The organism is Pseudomaricurvus sp. ABR4_320 (assembly GCF_056159445.1).
Window position 1 is genome coordinate 256,799 of record NZ_JBSWVF010000002.1, and the last position, 21,414, is coordinate 278,212.

Here is a 21,414-nt window from a genome sequence, read left to right on the forward strand (position 1 = left end):
GTCGTCAAATAACCAACCAATGACCAACTGGGGAGATTATCCGTTGAAACAGGGTGTACAGGTGTGCGGCAGTCTCTCATTGGCGATCGCACTCGTCAGTGGTGGTGCGTGGGCTGAAGAGCTGGAAACCATTCATGTCGAAGGGCGTCAGATCAATTTGTTGGGTGAAGCGGTATCCGCGTCAGAAGGTGTGGTCGGGGAAGAAGAGATCCGTGTGCGGCCCATTTTGCGAACCGGTGAAGTGATGGAACTGGTGCCTGGTATGGTGGTGACCCAACACAGCGGTACAGGTAAGGCCAACCAGTATTTTCTGCGTGGTTTTAATCTAGACCATGGCAGTGACTTCGCCACCTCTGTCGACGGCATGCCGGTCAACATGCGCACCCATGGCCACGGGCAGGGCTACAGCGATCTCAATTTTCTGATCCCGGAAACCGTCTCGAAAATTCACTACCGAAAGGGGGCTTACTTTGCCGATGTTGGTGATTTCTCCGGGGCTGGCAGCGCTCAGATCAGTACAGTGAACTATGCTCAGGCTCCGATGATTGAGGCATCTATCGGTGAAGATGATTGGTCGCGATTGTTGCTGACCGGTGGCGTCGCTCATGAAAACGGAAACACCCTGGCAGCTCTAGAGGTAAATCACTATGACGGGCCTTGGAGTGATATTTCCGAGAATGTCCGCAAGAAAAACCTCTTACTGAAACACACTCGTGATCTTGGTGATGGGGAGTTCTCGCTAACTTTTATGGGGTATGACAACAGCTGGAACAGTGCCGATCAGATTCCCGAGCGAGCGGTGACGTCCGGCGCGATTGATGAGCTGGGATCTCTCGATGACAGTTTGGGAGGGGAGAGCAGTCGTTACAGCGTCAGTGCTAACTGGCAGAACAAGCACTGGCAGGTGTCCGGCTATGTGATCGACAGTGATCTCGACCTATGGTCAAACTTCACCTACTACCTGGATGACGAAGACAACGGCGACCAGTTCCAGCAGGTGGACGACCGCATGATTTATGGTGGACAGATTCGCTATCAGCATGAATCCCAATTGACGGGTATGCCGATGAGCAACAGTGTGGGTGTGGATGTACGCGTGGACGACATTGACGAGGTGGGTCTTTGGCACACACAAGATCGCCAGCGCCTGGGCGTGATTCGCAGTGATTCGGTTATGGAAACGGGAGCCGGGCTCTATTGGGAAAATCGACTCCGTTGGTCCGATTCACTGCGCAGTGTGGTGGGCGCGCGTTTTGATTATCTCGGTTACGACGTCTCGGGCAATGTTGGTGTGAATACCAATGGTGTTTCGCTGGCAGCCAATGATGGCGATGGCAGCGATCACCTTGGCTCTCTGAAGGCCAGCCTGATTTATACGTTATCGGACAACTGGGAAACTTACGCCTCTGCCGGGCAGGGCATGCATTCCAATGATGTTCGCGGGGCGACCATTGAAGTAGACCCTGCCGATGGCAGTCAAGTGGACACCGTTGATCCGCTGGTTCGATCCTTTGGGTATGAAGCCGGGTTGCGGGGCTTCATTGCCGATCAATTGAATATGTCGGTTTCTCTGTGGTCTTTGGATTTAGACAGCGAGCTGGTCTTTGTCGGTGATGCCGGCAATACCGAGGCAAGTGGTAAATCCCGCCGTCAGGGGGTTGAGTTGACGGCATACTGGCGTTTGAACGAATGGTTGGATGCCGATTTCGAGTATGCTAACACCGATGCAAAATTAACGGGCCATCCAGAAGAGGGAGACCATATTCCCGGAGCCGTTGAAGATGTGGTGCAGGCGGGGTTGACCGCTCGTTTGTCCGGCGGCGCGTTTGCCAGCATTCGTGCGCGTTATCTCGGGGAGAGGCCGCTGACGGAGGATGCCTCGGTAATGTCAGATTCGAGCCTGGTGTGGAATCTGCGAGCAGGTTATCGCTGGTCGCATTGGCGCGCTCAGGTGGACGTTCTCAATGTGTTGGACAGCGACGATCACGACATCGATTATTACTATGAGTCACGTCTGGCGACGGATCCCTCGGGCGCGGCGATCTCTGACGTGCATTATCACGTCATGGAGCCTAGAACCGTGAGACTGTCCGTCGCCTATCAGTTTGATTGAGGCTTGTTAATCTTAGCGATTGCGTACCGTGAACTGTCCAACCAGAGCGTTGAGCTGGTCGCTCATTTGATCCAGCTCACGCGTAAACTGAGCGGTATTTTCCATTTCCGTGAAGGAGCGGCTGCACAGATCGGCCATCAGATTGATGCTGCCTTCGATCTGACTGGCCACCGCTGATTGCTCTTCTGCGGCACTGGCGATTTGCAGATTCATATCGGAAATGGTTCCGATGGCCGTGACAATACTGTTGAGGGATTGACCGGCCTGATTAACTTTTTCGACGGTTTGAGTTGATGCCTCGCGACTGGACTCCATCACTTTAACCGCAGTTTCACTGCCGTTCTGTAACGAGTCAATCATCTGACGTATCTCTTCTGTCGATGTTTGTGTGCGTGCTGCCAGGGTACGAACTTCATCGGCCACTACGGCAAAGCCGCGTCCCTGTTCTCCGGCGCGGGCGGCTTCGATGGCGGCGTTCAGGGCGAGCAGGTTGGTTTGTTCCGCGATGCCTCGAATCACTTCCAGCACAGAGGTGATGCTTTGGGAGTCTCGGTTGAGGCTCCCAATCACTTCTCCGGTATGTTCAAATTCTCTGCCAAGGGTGTTCACGGACGTGACGGCCTGGTCGACAACCTGGCGACCACCTTCGGCTTCTTCGGTCATTTCAGACGTCGAGGAGGCAGCTGTGCCAGCGTTTTGTGCGATTTCGTTGGCTGTGGCAGCCATCTCTGACACGGCCGTCGCCATGGATTGAGATTCGTTTTGTTGCTTGCCGAGTGACTCGGTATTGCGATCAACCGTTTGTCTTAGATTGCGAGAAGACTCATTTAGGCGCAGGGTCGCGGAGCGAAACTCGATGATGATACCTTCAATTTTTTCTGCAAAGGTGTTGAACCCGCGGGCGACCTCAGCCACTTCGTCACGGTGATTCGGGTTCACTGTCAGGCGTCGCGTCAAATCTCCGTTGCCACTGGCAATATTGGTGAGTGCCGATGAGGTTTCTTTTAATGGCAGAGTAACCGATCGATTGATTACCCAGCCGATCGAAAAGATCGCAAGGATGACCAAGAGGCTGGCGATAAGCGGAAAGGTTGCGGCCTGCTTAAAGTCTTCCTGAAGTTTCATGATGTAGGTGCCCGAGCCAATGATCCAGCCCCAGGGCGCGAAGTTTTTCACGTAGGATATTTTATCCACGGGTTCTTCCTGGCCAGGGTAGGGCCACTGGTAGTCCACCATGCCTTCACCCGTTTGTCGGGCGACGGTGGCCATCTCACGGAACAGATATTTTCCGGCCGGATCTTGAATTTGTGACAAGTCTTGTCCGTTCAAGGATGGCTTGGTTGGGTGCATGATCATGCGTGGCGAATCATCTTGCAGCCAAAAGTAGTTGTCGCCTTCGTAGCGAAGGTCTGCGATGATGTCTTTCGCTTGAGCTTGTGCTTCGGCTCGGCTGAGCTCGCCAGCCTGTTCTTTGGCGTGGTACATCTCCATGATGCTGTAAGCCGATTCAACGAGAGTCTTGTTGCCCTCGATTTTCAGTTCGTACTGAGATTTGTAGAGCCCAGTCAAATTCTCGGCGACGATAACAATTAGGCCAATAAGACAGACGGCTGCCTGAATTAACATCCTTTGCCCAATACCCAGCTGTCTCAACCATGCCATGTCAGTGTGTCCCATCGTTTCTGATCATTCATCCTTGAGTTTAGATCAGGGTGTCATGATGGTATGGCGCGAATGTCTAAAATGGCGCCAAAATCATTTTTGGCGCCAAACGTATGGGCATTATGAGGTGGCGATCACGGAATTCTGACGTTTCGCGGTGATTTGACGCCAATTTTGGAGGGGTTAACTGTCGCTTTTTAAACGGAATGGCCAGTGTTGGTAAGCATCCAGCGCAATTTTGGGGGTGCCATGATACCAAGCGTAGGCAATCTGGCGTTCGAGCGAGACCTCTCTCACATCGGTGTGGATACTCCCGTCTCGATCGCCAAATCTCGCTTCGCCACTGATGGGGTCCACCATGCGTGGCCAAAGGTCGTCTGCGCCAGGCTCATGAACCAGTTCGCTTGGTTGATCTTCAAAGCGTTGCCAGAGGGTATCTGTCATACGCATGTCTTCAAGCCAATGCACGCCGTCGCGAATCGCCTTTTTTATCTCGTCGGTAGGCTCCTGCAAGCGCATCAGTTCGACTAAGACTTCAGCCGTTTCTGACGTTGCCAGAGCCGCCAGCTCGTAGGCTCGGGCCGGGCGTAGCTCGTGGGTGATAGGGTCATGTTGCTGTCCCCAACCCGCGGTTGTCGGGGTGAGGTGGATTTGATCCGCCAGAACATTGTCGATGCCTTTTTGTAGGCTGAGAGCGACTTGGTCGCGGAGTTCAGTCGTGATGGGGAAATCTTGCGGTTGTTCCAAGATGTTTAAGTAAAGGTCGAGAATGTTGGCAATCACGCTGTCGTTGTAGGTCGTCCAGTCATGATAGCCGCCGGCCAGAGGAAAGGTTTGTGGCCAGCCGCCATTGGGAAACTGGGCGGCAACGAGCAGGGCAACCGCTTTTTCCAGGCTGGTGGCGATGGCCGGCGTTGGTTGTTGGCGCCACGCGGATGCCAGCAGGGCAACCTGCATAAAGGTCGCGTTATTATCGAAGGTGGGGACATAGGTGGTTTCGACACCATAGTTTTGTCCTGGCTGTCTGGCGTGATGAAACACATCGGTATTTTTTGACCAGCCACCGCTGGGCGTCTGCCAGCTGATGATGTTATTGACCACCTCCGATGTCAGCCAATCGGGTCGACTGCCATCCTCATTGGGACGATACATGCGTCGCTCTTCCTTGGTTAGATGATGAGCCGGACTGGGTTTGGTTAATCCAGCCGTGACCAGCTCTTTTTCTAGCAGTGCTTGATCGTTTTGCGCGATGCGCTGACTTTGTTCCAGGTAGGTCTCCCAGGTGGATATCTCCGCCTCGGGAAGTTGCTGCAATCGCTCTCGATCAAAGGCGTCGCCACTGTAGTCGCTTTGTCCCGGGGCATCGCGGAAGACGCGATCCATAAAGGCGGTCAGCAAGTCGCGAGCATTGTCAAACCAGGGGTGAAACAGCCAGAAGGTGTGGGGGGTGTCTGGAATGGTGTGGACTTCTGATACAATACCCTCATTGGTGAGAATGTGGATGTAATCTTCCCGGCCGACATGGAAGCGTGGCTGTGCGCTGTTGATAAACAGTGTCGGTGGGGAGTGGGGGCCGGCGTATTGTAGAGGGGAAGCTTCTTGCCAGAGATCTGGCCGCTCTGCGTAGCGTCCGCCCAGCCAGAGCGCCATGTAGGAGACTTTGTCGGGTTTGTCTTCATAGGTTCTGGCGGCTGGAGATTCCAGATCGACAACACCGTCGAAATTGGCAATGGCCTGTATGCTGCTGTCGATGCCATCGACAATGGTGGGTTCGCCGGCAAATTCTGGCAGGTGGCCCAGGTTACCGATGAGGGTCGCCATATGCGCACCGGAAGATGCCCCCATTAATGCGACTCTGTTTGGATCAATACCATAGTCGTCTGCATGCTGTTTGAGGTAGCGAATGGCCGCTTGAACATCGTGCACCCCTGCAGGATATAGCGCTTCGCGAGACAGACGATATTCCACGACCGCGCCGACATAGCCAGCTTCGGCCAGGGCTTCCATCATGGGAATTTGATGACTGCGATCACCCGAACGCCAGCCGCCACCGTGGATACTCAGCATAACGGGCTGTGGCGTGCCATCGCTTTGTGTCGGTGTGAAGATATCCAGATGCAGTGGCCGATCATCGACGGTGCGATAGACGAGATCGCGATGGGCTTCAAAGCCGGATGTCTGCTGATCTTCGATCGCGGAGATAAAGGAATACACTTTTTTGTTTTTCTCGTACTCACGCGCGATGGTGTAGTCGGGCATCTCATTGTCGAGTCTGGCGATTAACTCTCTTTCATCGGGAAACGCTGGAGGCTGCCAGTCGCCGAGTATTTGCGCGGTCGTAAACAGGTTAGCGTCCGCCTGTTTCATCTGATGAACGTCACTGTCGCGCTGAGCGCCGACGCCGCGATTGGCGAACTCAAAAAAGCGGGCGTCGGTTTCTGGTGAGAAAGCTTTACGACTGCCGTCCGGTGCTGTGCCGCCCATGGGGTGCCAAGGGGCGGCTTGAATGTGGCTGTCCATCCAGCAGTTGATAAAAATGGCTTGGCCGATGGCGTTGGGATCTGCATAACGTCCATCGGGAAAACGGGTGGTCGGGTGCCAGGGGCGGCCCAGTCCCATACTGTCATCGGGCACGCCATCTTCTCGGGTCAGGCGTGAGTTGATGAAGACCAGTCCATAAGGGGTGTCGATATCGGTGCTCGGCGCAGCGATGTAGCCGATAGGCGCGGATTTCCCGGGACGAGCACGGGTGACGATCTCTGAGTTCTCAAACAGTGCGCTGCCGCTTCCAAAAATAAAGTCGACGTGACCTTTGATGGTTGCATGACGAAACAGACTGCGGCCCGCTTTGGTGTAGAGCGTATCCTGGTAGCCGCTCAGGGTGACGCGATCGAAAAGCGCGCGATCACTGCCGTTATCCAGCATCAGTGCGACGGCTTGGGTGCCTTTAAGTTTACGTGGGTCGTCCTCGCTGAGGGCGTCATTGGCGGGATAGTCAAAACTGTTTTCAATATGAAGGTCGCGAGCGGAAAAGTCCGTAGCGGTCACCGTTACGGTGGCGGAGCCAGAGGTGCCCCAGGTAGTGTCTGAGCCAGGACGGGCCAGGCCAGAATAGGCGTCGTAGTATAGCCTTGTGCTTGTTTGCCCATCGCCAATCAGTGAGATGTTTGGTTTGGAGATGGTGAGTTTTTCGTAGTAGTCGCCGGCGGTGATATGGATTCGCCAGGGCGTTTTTGAGGCAGAAGGTGCTGCGTCTAGGGCCGCGGCAATGGTATGGTAGGCATCGGCTGCGTCGGGATCGACAACGGCGTTATAATCCGATGACGGACGGACTCCCGTGCAGCTTGCTAAAACAAACATCAGCAGGCTGCCAAACATTATTTTTATTGGCATGAGACATCTTCATTTTCGTGATAGTGAACTATTTGTGGAAGGGCCGTTTGCAAAGTTGCAGTGCCAGCCCCCACGGATCTCTGAGCATCACCAGTTCTGACGAATCGGGCAATTCAACTTTCTCGACAAAGCTCGCGCCAACAGCCATCAGCCGTTCGGCATCTGCATCAGGGTTTTTCGACACAAACGCGAGGTGTAGCAGTAGGGGATTCATGCTGGCGTAATCCGGAACCTCGTCGGGTGGGTTGTTGTAAATTTCCAACATGACTGAGCCTTCAGAATCTTCCAGAAAGTGAGTTCTGGCGGCATCGTCCAGGGCGCGTCGAATTCGAGTTTGTAAATGTTCGCCGTACCAGGCCGCAACAGCGACCGGGTCGGCAACATTGATCGCAAAATGTTCGATCTTCATTAGAGTTTGTACGCTGCTTTTACCAGGTTGTAAGCGAGATCCTGAGCCAGTTCCGCAGCTTCGTCCTCGTCGATACGATGGTCTGCAACGAGTTCCGCCAACCAGGAGCAATCCATGCGGCGTGCCACATCGTGACGAGCAGGGATCGACAGGAAGGCACGAGTGTCGTCGTTAAAGCCCACGGTGTTGTAGAAACCGGCGGTTTCTGTGGCCTGCTGGCGGAAGCGGCGCATACCCTCTGGGCTGTCGTGGAACCACCAGGGAGGTCCAAGGCGCAGGCAAGGGTAGTGACCGGCAAGGGGTGCTAGCTCGCGGCTGTAAACCGTTTCATCCAAGGTGAACAAGATAATGTTGAGCTTGGGGTTGGTGCCGTACTTGTCGAGCAGTGGTTTCAACGCTCGCACATATTCCGTCTGGCTTGGGATGTCGGCACCCTTATCACGACCGAAACGCTGAAAAACGCCTTCGTTGTGGTTGCGGAAACTGCCGGGATGAATCTGCAAAACCATGCCGTCTTCAATACTCATGGCCGCCATTTCTGTCAGCATTTGACCGCGGAAGAGTTCGGCTTCGGCTGGGCTACAGGTGCCGTTTTTGGCCTTCTCGTAAAGTGCTTCGCACTCTGGGACAGACAGGTTGGCGGTTGTCGCAGAGGGGTGCCCGTGGTCGGTTGACGTTGCGCCCATGGAGATAAAGAAATCCCGGCGTACGCGATGGGCCTTGAGATACCCTTCCCAGGTGCTGATATCCACACCGGTGATCTCACCAAAGGCTTGCAGGTTTTCCTGGAAGCTCTCGTAGTCAGGATCACAGACGTTATCGGGGCGATAGGCGGTAACAACTTTGCCAGACCAGCCGCTTTCACGAATTTTCTGGTGGTGACGCAGATCGTCTAGCGGCGACTCTGTGGTGGCAATGCATTCGATGTTATAGCGCTCAAACAATGTGCGCGGCAAAAAGTCGGCGCTGGCCAGCTGCTCGTTGATGCTGTCGAAATAGAAGTCGGCGGTTTCGGGAGACAGGGCAACCTCAAAACCAAAGACTTCGCTGAAGACATGATCCAGCCACATTCTTGAGGGGGTGCCTCTGAACAGGTGGAAATTGTTGGCAAGACGGTGCCAGATTTTACGGTGATCGGTTTCGACTTCCGCACCATCCTGGGTGGGAATACCCAATGCTTCTAAGGGGATGCCCTGGCTGTAAAGCATCCGAAACACATAGTGATCGGGGATGATCAGCAGGCTCGTTGCATCCGGAAACGGTTGGTTATCGGCGAACCAGGATGGATCCGTATGTCCGTGGGGACTGATGATCGGTAGGTCTTTGACCGATTGATACAGTCGACGGGCTATCGCGCGAACGTTTTCGTTGGCTGGTAAAAGGCGGTCGGGGTGCAGTCGCAATGGCTTTTTCATAGGCAAGAATCTTTAAGTGTGTCTTTTTTTGGGTCAGTCTACGGTAATTTGCCACCGGTGGCAACAAGGGGTATATTGCTAATATGATCCCTTTCAGGTGTTTAAAGGCTTATATTACGGAGACTTTGTCTTTGAGGTTGGCCCAGTTCCACTTTTGGCGCGGCCTGTGCTAGATCCAATACTTACTCGGTGGCGCTGGTTGTGCAAGACTAACTTTTCTCTGTTCGAGGAACTACCCCTCTTCTCTGGGTGTCTTTTGAGAAACCGCAAATAAGTTGTCGTTGCGGGCGCTAGCTGTGAAAAGGGAGTCTCTCATCAAGAGCGATCACCAAGTGTAAAGAACGCGGTGATCGAGATCGGATGGGCGGCGGATCCAATCGGGTCTGCTAAAGTAAAAAAACCGGTTTATCTCTGTGGTTTGACGCTCTCCAATGGAGTTGGAGGTTCTTAGGTATCCGGTCGAGTAACTGTCTATGCTGAAAATCCCGCGGTCGGGTTTGCAACGTAGAACACATTGCCAAGGTTGGTTCTGTCGTTGTGCAGAATTGGTAAGGCATTGCTGGCATCAGTGTTGTTTTTTGGGGGTGGTCTTGCGGGCATTGTATTCTGGGGATCAAGATCCATTGAAAAGCAGCATTCAGCGACATCCTTTTAATTTTACGAGAAGGTGAAGGCGTGATGTTGGTCAGTATAATAATAGTGAACTATAACTACGGTGATTATATTGCCCAGGCGATTGACAGTGCCCTGGAGCAAACGTTTGAGCAGGTTGAAGTCATCGTTATTGATGATGGCTCCACCGATAATTCAAGATCGATCATTGAGAGCTACGGTTCTCGAATCAAACCGATCTATCAGCAAAATGGCGGTCAGGTTGCGGCGGCGAATCACTCGATTCAACAGGCCCGCGGAGATGTTATTCTGTTTCTGGATTCCGATGACGTATTGATGCCTGACGCGGCTGAACGTCATGTGGCCGCGTTGGCGGATCCTTCGGTGGTAAAAAGCCAGGGGACACTTCTTGCGGTGGATGAATTCGGGCGCCAGACGGGTGGGCAGATTCCCAGCCATCTCTCGGAATCCGGCGATTACTTTAGCGAGTATCTGCGCTACGGTCCCGGGGTTTACCGTTCGGCGTTTACCTCAGGTAATGCCTGGAAGGCTGAGTTTATGCGCGAAGTCTTTCCCTTGCCCGATGAAAAACATGCATTCCTTGGTACCGACAGCTATTTGTCGGCCATTGATCCTCTCTTTGGCAATATCGCGTCCTTGCCTGAGCCGATCGGCTATTATCGAATCCACGGTGAGAACCGGGGGCCTGCGGGATACACATTCGATCGGGCATTCCTGGAGAAGCGGTTAGGTGCTTATTTTCAGCGCCTCGACTTTGCCCAGCAATGGGTTTCCAAAATGGGGATCAGCCCGCGGCGCCACGGGTGGGTGAGCGCCGCAAACTGGCCGTTAAATTTGGCCCTGGTCGCACTCCGCCGCTTTAGGGGAGAGAAGACGTCGTTGCGAGAGTCGTTGCGTATTGTTTTATCGCCTCTGCGTCGTCGAAAAATTCCGTTTCTACGAGCGCTGTTTCTTACCGGTATTCTGGCCGCCGCGATGATTCTGCCGCGAAAGCAAAGTCTCGAGCTGTCTCGACGGTTGCTGGATCGCAGTTGGGGCTACACGGCCAGTCAGGGCTCGGCGCGACGGTCTTTGAGGCCTGTGGTGGCTTAGTCTAAGTAATATTTTCAGCCCTGTTGCTGTCTGCAACGCAGAGGGTTGCTTCGTTTCTCTGATTATCCAAAAAAACCTCCGCCAGTCGTCTGGCGGGGCAAGTTTCTTTCGGTATTATGGTGGGCGCTTTTCGCCAGTCATTTCCCGAGTCTGCTTGTTTTTTTGAATAGAAGGTTTGTTACAGATAAATTGCAAATGACTTTCATTATCACTAATATCTAGGTGCTTCAAAAGTACCGGACGCACTTCGCGCCACGGAGAGGTAGGAGAAGTACCGATGTTTAGTCCTGGTTTCCCTCGCAGGGCCTATCTGGCCAGCTGCATTTCACTCGTAACATCCTTCACATTGACACAAGAGTCTTTTGCCCAGAGCAGCACCGAATCGACAGATAATGGATTGGAAGAAGTTATTGTTACTGGATCTTACATTGTCGGTGGTGAATTGGACACTGCCACTGGTTTGGGATTAACTCTGCAAGAAACGCCTCAATCGGTGAGTATTATTACTGCTCAAAGAATTGAAGATCAGCTGCTGGGTTCATTGACCGATGTGATCAATTTTTCCCCGGGTGTCTCTTCCAAAGCCTACGACAGTTCTCGTAACGCCTTTTCATCCCGGGGCTTTGATGTCGATAACTATCAGATTGATGGGATCCCCGTCCATTGGGAGGGTGGTTCGAGTGCCGGTGAGACTCAGACGGATACTGCACTGTATGAACGGGTTGAAATTGTCCGGGGGGCAACCGGGCTGTTAACCGGTGTGGGTAGCCCCTCGGCTTCGATTAACCTAGTGAGAAAACACGCTGACAGTAAGGTATTTACAGGGTCCGTGTCGGGGACCGTCAGTCGTTGGGATACATACAATGTTACTGCCGACGTGAGCACTCCGTTGAACGCTAGTGGGTCGGTAAGAGGCCGCTCTGTATTGGTGTACGAAGACGGAGACTCCTATGTCGATCTGGCAGGTAACGAAAAAACGGTGGTCTACGGTGTGGTTGACGCCGATCTCACCGAAGACATGACGTTGAGTGTTGGAGCGAGCTATCAGGATAACGACCCAACCGCGTCCCAGTGGGGCGGATTACCCATTTTTTTTAGCGACGGCAGTCGCACAGACTGGTCTCGCTCAGATACCGTCGGTGCCGATTGGACCTACTGGGCGACTCAGCATGAGACCTATTTTGCCAATTTGAACTATGACTTTGCCGATCAATGGAGTCTGCGAGCTAACCTCAACCGGACCAAAAGTACGTCGGATATGCGTCTGCTGTATTTGTACGGAAATCCAGATCCGGTCACGGGTTTGGGGATGGGGCCGTCGCCTGCCCGTTACGATAATGAGCGGGTCCAGGATGATTTTGGTATACGCGTGAATGGGGTCTACACCTTGTTTAATCGGGACCATGAACTTGTTCTCGGCTATACCTACAGCGAGCAGGATTTTGTCTATGACAGTTATGCTTCCGAAGGCGTTAGCGAGGTCGGCAATTTCTTCGAATGGGATGGTTCCTATCCCCAGCCCAATTGGGCCTCAGCCTCTCCCTTAAACGATGAGACAACCGAGCAGATCGGCTACTATGCGGCAACCCGGCTGTCATTTACCGATGAGCTGAAAGTGATACTCGGAACCCGCATTGCCGATTGGGAAAAAACAGGCCCTCTGATAGACGACTATGGCGACGATGGGGTTGTCGTGCCCTACGCGGGTGTCCTGTATGACGTTATTGAAAACCATACACTCTACGCCAGCTACACGGAGATCTTTGAGCCCCAGGATGCTCTTGATCGCAATGGTGGCTATCTTGACCCGCTGACTGGGGTCAACTATGAGCTCGGCCTGAAAAGTACGTTCTTTGACGAGGCGCTGCAGACCACGGTTACCTTGTTCAAGATCCAGCAGGAAAATCTGGCGGTTGAAGATGGCAGCTATGTGCCGACACCAACCCAGATGACGGCGTATCGGGCTGCAGATGGCGTTGAGAGTGAAGGCTTTGAACTAGAGGTGGTCGGATCCATCACTGAAAATTGGACGGTCAGTGCTAACTATACGGAATTTGATGCGACCGAAGATGCTTCTGATGGCAGCTCCAACACCGTAAATACACGCTTTCCCAGTGAGTTATTCCGGTTGTTTACCACTTATCAATGGCAGCAATTTGTCGTCGGAGGGGGTGTCAGCTGGGAGGGTAGCAACTATACGAATGTGACCAACCCGGCTACCGGAGCGACGGAAAAAGCTGAGCAGGAGTCTTATGCACTCTATAGCCTTATGGCTCGCTATCAGTTTGATGACAGTCTATCGGTACAGCTGAATATCGATAACCTGACGGACGAAACCTACTATAGCCAGATTGGTTTCTATACCCAGCTGGCCTATGGTGAGCCACGCAATGTCAGCCTTCAATTGAAGTATCAATTCTGATCTCCCGCGCCAGGGCGCCAAGCACATGTACAAACTTGCTGCGGCGGTGTGCACGCCCTGGTGGACACGCCTGCCCGTGGCCCGATTCACGTTCTCTTGAATAGCATCGGGTGAATCAACACTGCTGTCGTTACAGTCAGGATTTCATTCTCTTGGGATACCCGTCTGGGTCGAAAAACTGGGCTCAGCTGGGCCCGATTACACGTCGTCGACAGCTGCAAATTTCTTCTGTGCTGTTTTGGGCCATAACATATTTGGAATGGGTCCAAACGTCTATTTTCCATTGTAAACACGTTATCTTCTCAACATTATCGGGGGCTTATGCTGCGCCTCAGGCGCTCTTTCAGGACGTTGAATTATGGCGACAATGTAGAGGAGAGATATCGATGGAAAAGCATTTTTCACCGCGAAGAAGCCGATTAGCCTATGGGATTTCTCTCGCGGCAATCTTGTGCGAGCAACCGGTGTTTGCCCAGGATACGGCAGAAGATGTCAGTCCTGAAGTGGAAGAGGTTGTTGTTACTGGTCGTTATGCTGTCAATGAAAATTTGGATACAGCCACTGGACTGGGTTTGAGTGTGCAGGATACTCCCCAGTCAGTCAGTATTATGACCTTTGAACGGATTGAGGATCAGGGTCTCGATAGTCTGACTGATGCAGTTCTCAATGCCCCAGGCATCAGCGCGAAACTTGGGGACAGTTCACGCTATTTCTTTTCCAGCCGCGGTTTCTCTATCGACAATTATCAAATTGATGGCGTTCCCATGTTGTGGGAAGGAGGCGGCGATGCGGGTGAAACCCAGACAGATCTGAGTATTTACGAGCGGGTAGAGGTGGTGCGGGGCGCAACCGGACTTCTGACCGGTGTCGGGGAGCCCTCCGCTTCTCTCAACCTGGTTCACAAAGCCGCAACCGCACACGAATTGACCGGCCGCGTTTCGGCGAGCTGGAACACTTATGGTATTACTGCCGATGTGGCGACACCCCTCAATAGCTCCGGCAGTGTCCGAGGTCGGGCGGTCGTGAAGTATCAGGAAGGTGACTCTCACACAGACTATCTGAAAAATAAAACCAGCGTTTTCTATGCGACACTGGATGCCGATCTCACCGATATCACGTTGTTGCGTGTCGGTGCGAGCTACCAGGACAACGACCCCAAGGGGTCGACCTGGGGTGGATTGCCGTCCTGGTATGCCGATGGCAGTCGTACCGATCTGCCACGCTCATCGACCATCGGCGCCGATTGGACCCACCGGGCATCCACCAATGAAAATTATTTTGTGCACCTGACACAGCAGATCGCCGCAAGTTGGGAGGCCAGATTTTTTGTCAATGTTGCCAAAAATGATTCCGATCAGAACCTCCTGTATCTTTATGGTTACCCGGATGAAACGACCGGTCTCGGCATGGGCGGCTCTCCATACAACGCCTTGACCGAACGTCATCAGACGGTGGCCGGTGTACAGTTAACGGGAGAGTTCTCGCTCTTTGGGCAAGAGCACGAGGTGGTGACGGGCTATCAGAATAGCCGCCAAACATTCACTAATAAAACGGCGGATCCCCTGAGTTATCCAGAGGTGGGTAATTTTTACGAGTGGGATGGTAGCTATCCCGAGCCGGGCTGGTCATCAACCTACAATGTCATCAATGATCAGGAGACGAAGCAATCCGGCTTTTATGCGGCGACCCGCCTGAATTTGACCGATACGGTGAAATTGATATTAGGTGGCCGGGTGTCGGACACGGAGCAAACAGGGTATTACTACGGGACCATTGATTATGGCGATACGGGTGTCTTTACCCCCTATGCGGGATTATTGGTGGATATACACCCGGAACATACGGGTTATGCGAGCTTTACCGAAATTTTTAAGCCTCAGGATGAAATGGACAGTGGCGGGAGTCTTCTGGATCCTGTTAGGGGGAAAAGTTATGAGTTGGGGCTTAAGAGTCGCTTTCTGAATGGAAACCTGCAGACGACACTGGCGGTCTTCCGAACAGATCAGGACGACCTTGCTCAGGCTGCGGGTACTGTTGTCGAGAATGGTGCGCCGCGCACCTATTATGAGGCCGCGGACGGTACGACCGCCGAAGGCATTGAACTTGAGGTCGTTGGCGAAGTATTACCCGGCCTGGACATCACCTTTAGTGCAACCAGTTTCGAGGCTGAGGATTCCCGCGGCGCCGACATCAACACGGATCAACCTCGGGAGATGATCAAGCTGTTTGCCACCTATCACTTCCCTGGTGCCTGGGAGAAGCTCACGGTTGGTGGCGGCATTAACTGGGAGGGGAGCAATTATACTCAGACCTACAACTACCTTACGGATTATCCGGAGCGCTTGTCGCAGGATGAATACAGTCTGGTCAATCTGATGGCGCGTTATGATATTTCGCCAGAGCTGGACGTGCAGCTGAATATTGATAATCTGCTGGATGAAACCTGCTACAGTCAGATCGGGTTTTACGATCAGTTGGCTTATGGGGAACCGCGAAACTTTACGCTCAGGCTGAATTACCAATTTTGATGCTTTTTGATACTGTGCGGCGGCATACCAGATGCGACTGCCGCTCACTTCCTCTCACTTTCTCGATATTATCTATTTCGTAAAAGTACTAAAACCGTTTCGCGAAAATTCTAAAATGGATACAGTTTTCGGTGCTGTCAAAAAACTGCTTTCATTTTTATATACACAAATATAATAAAAACAATAAGTTATTACTTGTGGGTGCGGTATTCTATACTGCCGGAATTGCTTGAATTGTATCCCTAAATGGGTTTTACTGAACTCGACCAGCGACACCCGTCTTAGGTCATTAAAGTCAAAATTACTATAACGAAAGACGAGAGAGTTATCCCATGTTTGAAAAGCGGAGTTGGTCCACTGATGGACTGGTTGGGGGTAAAAAACAGCAATATTGGCAGCAGGTTGTCAACGAGGCGGTTTTCAATCTCGATATCAAACTGGATACATTGAATGATTTTAATGGCCTTATTGATCTGGTTGAGTTAGGGCCTATCAGTATGAGTCATATACAAGTTCAAGGCTGGCAGACGGTTAAGCGTACGCGCAGTGCGATTGCGAAAAGTGATCGCGGTCAATTTGAATTTGTGGTGATGCAGGAAGGTCAAGTCTTGCTCGAGCACTGTGGGCGCGAGATTACCTTGCAAGCAGGTGATTCATTGCTTATTGATGGACGCCAACCCTATACCTTGACAACGGGGATTCCTCGCTCAGGCAATCTGTCATTTCATCTGCCCGTCAATTGGCTTGAGACCTGGTTGCCGCAGCCGGATCGTATGGCGGGAATCGCCATTCGCGGAAGCAGCCGTTGGGGAAAAGCCATCAGCGAATTGGCGAGCGCCATTCAAGGCGACGCAGAAGAGCAAGCCTCCCTAAATTTTAACCTCTGTGCCGATCAACTTGCAGGCATGATCGCGTTGGCCTTAAGGAGCAGCAGCGATGCTCATCAGTCGCAAAGCCGTCAATGTGGAATTGTATCGTCAGCAAAAGAATTGCTCTGTCAGCAGGCCCATGATCGAGAAATGACAGCAAGCCATTTGGCGTCGTTGCTTGGCATATCCGTTCGTTACCTGCATAAAGTGTTTGCGGCTGAAGAGACCTCCTATAGTAAGGAATTATATGAGGCGCGACTTTCTCTGGCGATGAGAATGCTGAAAAATCGTGACTGTGCAGAGCTGTCTATTGCTGAAATTTCCTGGCGCTCTGGCTTTAGTGATCCCAGTCATTTTTTTCGGCGTTTTAAGCGGCAGTATGGTTGTGTGCCTAGTAAACTGCGACAGTATTGAAATATACAGACGGTTCGCCTACGAGCAATAGTTGGTGCATTTCAGGCAATTGTTTATGAGGCGTTTTGTCGTCAGTCTGGCATCGTAGAAAACCTGCCGGCGCAAAGGTTTGTGGTCGATACTTAGAATAATAATAGAAGAAAAGGACTACTGAAATGGAACGCAGATTTCTCGGTTATCAATCGAGTCTTACCCTTGCTTGTCTAACTCTCGCCGTACAAGCCCAGTCAATTTCAGCTGAGCCCGAAAATCGTCAACTTGAAGAAATTGTTGTTACCGCTCAGAAGCGAGAGGAAAACCTGCAGGATGTGCCTGTATCGGTTGCCGCTTTTAGCGGTGATGGTATGGCTGCGAAGGGCATTGATAATATGCAGGAGCTGGGACAGATGGTTCCTAGCCTCGCGATTTCTAATGCGGTGGGATTCACCATTACTCATCTCCGGGGTGTCGGTAGCTCAGCGATCGGCCCAGGCTTGGAGCCACCCGTTGCTATTTATCTGGATGGTGTTTACTACGCCTCGACCACCTCGTCACTGTTTGATTTTGCTAACGTAGAGCGGGTTGAGGTGTTGAAAGGCCCTCAGGGCACTCTGTTTGGGCGAAATGCGACAGGTGGCCTGGTGCAAGCTTTTACCCGGGATCCTGGTGATGAGTTTGAAGCCCGTGGCGAGGTAGGATACGGCAACTATGAAACTACCACCGGTAATTTGTATATAGCGGGTCCTATCAGCGATACAGTCGCTGTCGATATCGCCATTGTTGCCGGTACCCAAGGTAAAGGATGGGGCACAAACCTGGCTACGGGTGATGATATTTATGATAACGATCACAACCTGACTCTGCGTTCTAAATGGGTAGTGACACCTTCGGATTCGACACGCCTGGTATTCGCCGGCGATTATTCAGATTCGAAAAATTCTTACAATGGTCAGCGTGCGCCGGAAGGCTCTTTAACTTTACCTGTGTTGGGATACGGTGAACAGGGTGGTGACGCCTGGGATCAGAACGGCAATATTACCCCGGAATTTACTAATGAAAATTACGGGGTGAGCTTCAAGTTTGAACACGATCTCGAAAGCTACGCCATTTCCAATTTAATGGCATGGCGTAATTCGGAAACCAATATCACCTTCGATATCGACTTTACACCAGTGCCGCATTTGGACGGCACGTTACTGGTGGATAACGAGGAGCAATTCAGTAACGAGTTTCAAATATCTTCACTGGATGGCGAGCGCTTAAACTGGACTGCGGGATTGTTTTATTTCTGGGCGGAAGGTGCGTACGATCCTTCCGGCGTCTGTTTTTGTAATGCGCCGACCAGTCCCTTTGGCCCAGCCACGGCGTTGGCGAGTTACGGCACTCAAGATACCACCGCCTACTCGGGGTTCGCCCAGGGAACCTACGATATCAGCGAAGCATCCCACGTGACGCTAGGTGCCCGTTACAATTACGAGAAACGCGAGGTTGATGGTGAGACGCTAGCCGATTTCGGCGTCACGGGTAATTACATTCCTCTGGGAGATCCCTATCAGGACTCTCTGGATTTTGAGGATGTCAGTTATCGGTTGGCATTGGATCATCAGTTTACTGACGATTTAATGGGGTATGTCTCTTTCAATACGGGCTTTAAAAGTGGTGGTTTTAATACTCAGTCCATTACCGATCCTTTCTTTTTACCCGAAGAACTGGATGCCTATGAAATTGGCTTGAAATCCACATTATTCGACGGGCAATTGAGACTTAACGCCGCTGCTTACTATTACGACTATACCAACATTCAGGTACAAAAAGTCTCCCTGGCTACAACGGGTATTATCAATGGTGCCGCCGCCGCCATTCAGGGTGTTGAATTTGAGTTCGAAGGGGTCGCAGGCGACAACTTCTCTTACGGTGGTAGCCTCGGTTATATCGATAGTGAATTCGATGAATTTGAGGGGGCGCCTTTCGGTCCGCCCGCGGGAACTTTTGCCCCCAGTGCACCGGGAGATGCCAGTGGCAATGAGCTACCGAAGACGCCTCATTTCCAGGGAACCCTTTATGCCAATTGGGCGATGGCGTTGGCCAATGCGGGCAGTCTCGATCTCAATCTGGTTTACAGTTACAACTCCGGTTACTTTCTGGAAGCCGATAACGTCTTTCCCCAGGACAGTTTCAATAAAATTAATGCAACGGCGAAATGGACCGCACCCGATGAGCATTGGAGCGTAAAGCTGTGGGGTAAAAACCTACTCAATGAAGAGGTCATGAATTACAACTCTACCTTGGGTGACGGCAGCCGTAATGCTTCTTATGAGGCACCGCGAACCTACGGCGTGACCTTGGGTTATGTCTACTAAGCGTTTGCTAAACCCACAGCTTTTATTTTAATACGATAAGTAACGGAACCTTGTGTGGAAGTCCCGGCCAATTCAGAATCTGTAACACCATCAGTGTCGACGAAGCCGGGGCTTTTTTCCTGGAATAAGTCCCAATATGCCTGGGCACTTTATGAGTGCGCCAGAAATCCGTTCTATGTGCTGATCAACATTTACGTGTTCTCAGCCTATTTCACAGCGACGGCCATCAGTGATCCCGTTGTCGGACAGGCTGTGTGGGGCTATGTGCTGTCGGCGGCGGCGGTGATTGTTGCTCTGTTGGCGCCTTTACTCGGTGCTTTCGCGGATGCCGGCGGGCGTCGCAAACCCTGGTTACTCTGCTGTATTCTGTTGGCGATACCGTCTATAGCGGTGTTGTCTTTGGCCGTGCCGGATATGCAAACCGGTCTGTTGTTGATTGTTGTGGCGCTGGTTTTAGCAAATGTTGCCTACGAGCTTTCGTCGATATTTTTCAATGCGCTATTACCCCAAGTCTGTACGCCTACGCGTTACGGTTCGCTCAGTGGTCTTGCCTATGCGTTTGCCAACGGCGCGGGTATTGTGCTGTTTGCCGCCTATTTATTGGGGGCGCATTTTCTCGGTATCAACGAGCGCGTAGTACCTCTGGTGGTGGCCATCTGGTTTGCTTTTTTTTCGATTCCAATATTAACCTTGGTTCCCGACGCCAAAGGGGTTAGCCGTTCTGCCGCTAGTGTGGTGCGTGATGGACTCCTGTCATTGCGTGGATCTCTGCGAACATTACAGCAGTACCCTCAGGTGGGTCGCTACCTGCTGGCTCGTATGGTATTCAACGAAGGTTTCATCATTAATATGATGTTCCTGGGTGTATTCTCCACCGGTATTTTACAGTGGACAGCTATGCAGCTATCGATGATGGGCTTGGTGCTCAGTGTAGTGGCGGTTTTGGGTAGCTTGGTAGGTGGTGCGCTGGACGACAAATTTGGTTCGAAAGCTGCACTTTTTGTCGCGATTGCTGGCTCGCTGGTCACCAACTGTATGATGGTCACTATCCACGCCGATAGCGTGCTGTTTATTCCTGTTAGTAGTGAAGCTGGACCAGGTCTGTATCCGCGAATTGCCGATAAGGTATTTTTCTTTGCCATGAGCCTAGGCGCCTTCTTTGTCACGGCCGCACTGGTCTCCAGTCGCGCCATGTTAGCCAAGCTAGCACCACCGGAAATTCTCAATCGTATGTTTGGGCTCTATGCACTATCGGGAACCGCTACCTCTTTTCTCGGGCCCCTCGTTATTGCCTTGTTAACCCAGGTTACCGCCAGCCAGCATATGGGATTGACTGCCGGAATCCTATTTCTCAGCGGTGGCATGTGGTTGCTTGGCCGTGTCAAAGAATATTGACGGTCATTGATTAAACCGACATTTTTAAAGGCAGACGTCATACACTCTTGATCATAGGGCATGCAGTGACAGTCATTGTGACAAATTTCCTCTATGAGACACTAGGGTAAATCCCGCGCGCCGCTGCGCAGGTTTTATTGCTACCGATAAGCATAATAAAAAAGGACGTCGCTATGGCCGATGTGATGAAAGCGCCAACATCAACAGCCTACAAAATTGTTGATATTCAGGATCCGTTTAAACAGTTATTTGCAAGCCGTGGTGTGCCGGGGACCTTTGTTGGCGGTGATGAAGCTGAGAGTCCCTGGGTGCCCTATGGCGACAATGCGGCAATTCGTTATTTAGCCTTTGATGTCAGACAAAATATTACTGCCAATATCCTTTGGATTAAAAAGGCTGGTGTGGTCGGTACCCACTATCATCGCGGCCGCGTGATTATGTTATGCCTTGAGGGAAGCGTTCGCTATCTGGAATACGATTGGGTAGCAGGACCGGGTGGGTTTATTTGTGAAACACCTGGAGAGTCCCATACCTTGGTAACCGATAATCCCGATGGTGTGAAGCTCTATGGTTGGCTGGATGGGCCTATCGATTTCTACGACGACGAGGGTAATTTCGCCGTAACCATCGATGTGTTCTGGTACATGAACCACTATGAAAGCTACTGTCGCGAGCAAGGCATTCCTATCAATCCTCAGCTCTATATTTGATTCTTCGGTGGGAGACGCTA

At 52.0% G+C, this 21,414-nt stretch carries 12 protein-coding genes; 8 read left to right on the plus strand and 4 right to left on the minus strand.

From position 1 onward, the window contains the following. Positions 1–43: 43 nt before the first annotated feature. Positions 44–2,113, plus strand: a complete 2,070-nt coding sequence (locus tag ACXAFR_RS04350; RefSeq protein WP_475172480.1) for a TonB-dependent receptor — start codon at positions 44–46, stop codon at positions 2,111–2,113. A 12-nt stretch (positions 2,114–2,125) separates the two neighbouring features. Here the strand turns inward: ACXAFR_RS04350 and ACXAFR_RS04355 are convergent, their stop codons facing one another. The 4 genes from ACXAFR_RS04355 to uxaC form a co-directional block, all read right to left on the minus strand. After that, entirely contained in the window at positions 2,126–3,775 is a 1,650-nt protein-coding gene (locus ACXAFR_RS04355) for a methyl-accepting chemotaxis protein (protein WP_475172483.1), read from the minus strand. 183 nt (positions 3,776–3,958) lie between these two features. Continuing rightward, positions 3,959–7,168: a pectate lyase gene (gene pelA / locus ACXAFR_RS04360; RefSeq protein ID WP_475172485.1), complete on the minus strand. Its 3,210-nt coding sequence runs from the start codon at positions 7,166–7,168 to the stop codon at positions 3,959–3,961. Positions 7,169–7,196: 28 nt separating this feature from the next. Beyond that, positions 7,197–7,577 (minus strand): VOC family protein, encoded by a 381-nt coding sequence (locus ACXAFR_RS04365; protein ID WP_475172488.1) that lies wholly within the window; start codon positions 7,575–7,577, stop codon positions 7,197–7,199. Beyond that, positions 7,577–8,992, minus strand: coding sequence for a glucuronate isomerase (uxaC, locus tag ACXAFR_RS04370; RefSeq protein ID WP_475172491.1), 1,416 nt, complete (start codon positions 8,990–8,992; stop codon positions 7,577–7,579). The genes ACXAFR_RS04365 and uxaC overlap by 1 nt, the downstream gene beginning before the upstream one ends. Before the next feature lie 678 nt (positions 8,993–9,670). Here uxaC and ACXAFR_RS04375 point away from each other — a divergent pair. From ACXAFR_RS04375 to ACXAFR_RS04405, 7 genes are all read left to right on the plus strand, one after another. Next, on the plus strand, positions 9,671–10,717 hold the full coding sequence (locus tag ACXAFR_RS04375; protein ID WP_475172494.1) for a glycosyltransferase family 2 protein: 1,047 nt from the start codon (positions 9,671–9,673) through the stop codon (positions 10,715–10,717). A 277-nt stretch (positions 10,718–10,994) separates the two neighbouring features. Beyond that, a complete protein-coding gene (locus tag ACXAFR_RS04380) occupies positions 10,995–13,139 on the plus strand; it encodes a TonB-dependent siderophore receptor (RefSeq protein WP_475172497.1) in 2,145 nt (714 codons plus the stop codon). Positions 13,140–13,525: 386 nt separating this feature from the next. Continuing rightward, complete coding sequence (locus ACXAFR_RS04385; RefSeq protein WP_475172500.1) at positions 13,526–15,667, plus strand: TonB-dependent siderophore receptor; 2,142 nt, start codon at positions 13,526–13,528, stop codon at positions 15,665–15,667. Between the two features lie 332 nt (positions 15,668–15,999). Next, positions 16,000–16,950: a helix-turn-helix domain-containing protein gene (locus ACXAFR_RS04390; RefSeq protein WP_475172503.1), complete on the plus strand. Its 951-nt coding sequence runs from the start codon at positions 16,000–16,002 to the stop codon at positions 16,948–16,950. A gap of 155 nt (positions 16,951–17,105) precedes the next feature. Next, positions 17,106–19,289, plus strand: a complete 2,184-nt coding sequence (locus ACXAFR_RS04395) for a TonB-dependent receptor (RefSeq protein WP_475172505.1) — start codon at positions 17,106–17,108, stop codon at positions 19,287–19,289. 54 nt (positions 19,290–19,343) lie between these two features. Further along, positions 19,344–20,684, plus strand: coding sequence for an MFS transporter (locus ACXAFR_RS04400; protein WP_475172507.1), 1,341 nt, complete (start codon positions 19,344–19,346; stop codon positions 20,682–20,684). A gap of 173 nt (positions 20,685–20,857) precedes the next feature. After that, positions 20,858–21,394 carry a 2,4'-dihydroxyacetophenone dioxygenase family protein gene (locus ACXAFR_RS04405; RefSeq protein ID WP_475172510.1) on the plus strand — a complete coding sequence of 179 codons (537 nt, stop codon included), beginning with the start codon at positions 20,858–20,860 and terminating at the stop codon, positions 21,392–21,394. Positions 21,395–21,414 lie beyond the last annotated feature (20 nt).

Excerpts from the sequence above, each read along its gene's own strand:
- ACXAFR_RS04355 (WP_475172483.1), bottom strand. The coding sequence starts at position 3,775 with ATGGCATGGTTGAGACAGCTGGGTATTGGGCAAAGGATGTTAATTCAG.
- pelA (WP_475172485.1), bottom strand. The coding sequence starts at position 7,168 with ATGCCAATAAAAATAATGTTTGGCAGCCTGCTGATGTTTGTTTTAGCA.
- ACXAFR_RS04365 (WP_475172488.1), bottom strand. The coding sequence starts at position 7,577 with ATGAAGATCGAACATTTTGCGATCAATGTTGCCGACCCGGTCGCTGTT.
- uxaC (WP_475172491.1), bottom strand. The coding sequence starts at position 8,992 with ATGAAAAAGCCATTGCGACTGCACCCCGACCGCCTTTTACCAGCCAAC.
- ACXAFR_RS04375 (WP_475172494.1), top strand. The coding sequence starts at position 9,671 with ATGTTGGTCAGTATAATAATAGTGAACTATAACTACGGTGATTATATT.
- ACXAFR_RS04380 (WP_475172497.1), top strand. The coding sequence starts at position 10,995 with ATGTTTAGTCCTGGTTTCCCTCGCAGGGCCTATCTGGCCAGCTGCATT.
- ACXAFR_RS04385 (WP_475172500.1), top strand. The coding sequence starts at position 13,526 with ATGGAAAAGCATTTTTCACCGCGAAGAAGCCGATTAGCCTATGGGATT.
- ACXAFR_RS04390 (WP_475172503.1), top strand. The coding sequence starts at position 16,000 with ATGTTTGAAAAGCGGAGTTGGTCCACTGATGGACTGGTTGGGGGTAAA.
- ACXAFR_RS04395 (WP_475172505.1), top strand. The coding sequence starts at position 17,106 with ATGGAACGCAGATTTCTCGGTTATCAATCGAGTCTTACCCTTGCTTGT.
- ACXAFR_RS04405 (WP_475172510.1), top strand. The coding sequence starts at position 20,858 with ATGGCCGATGTGATGAAAGCGCCAACATCAACAGCCTACAAAATTGTT.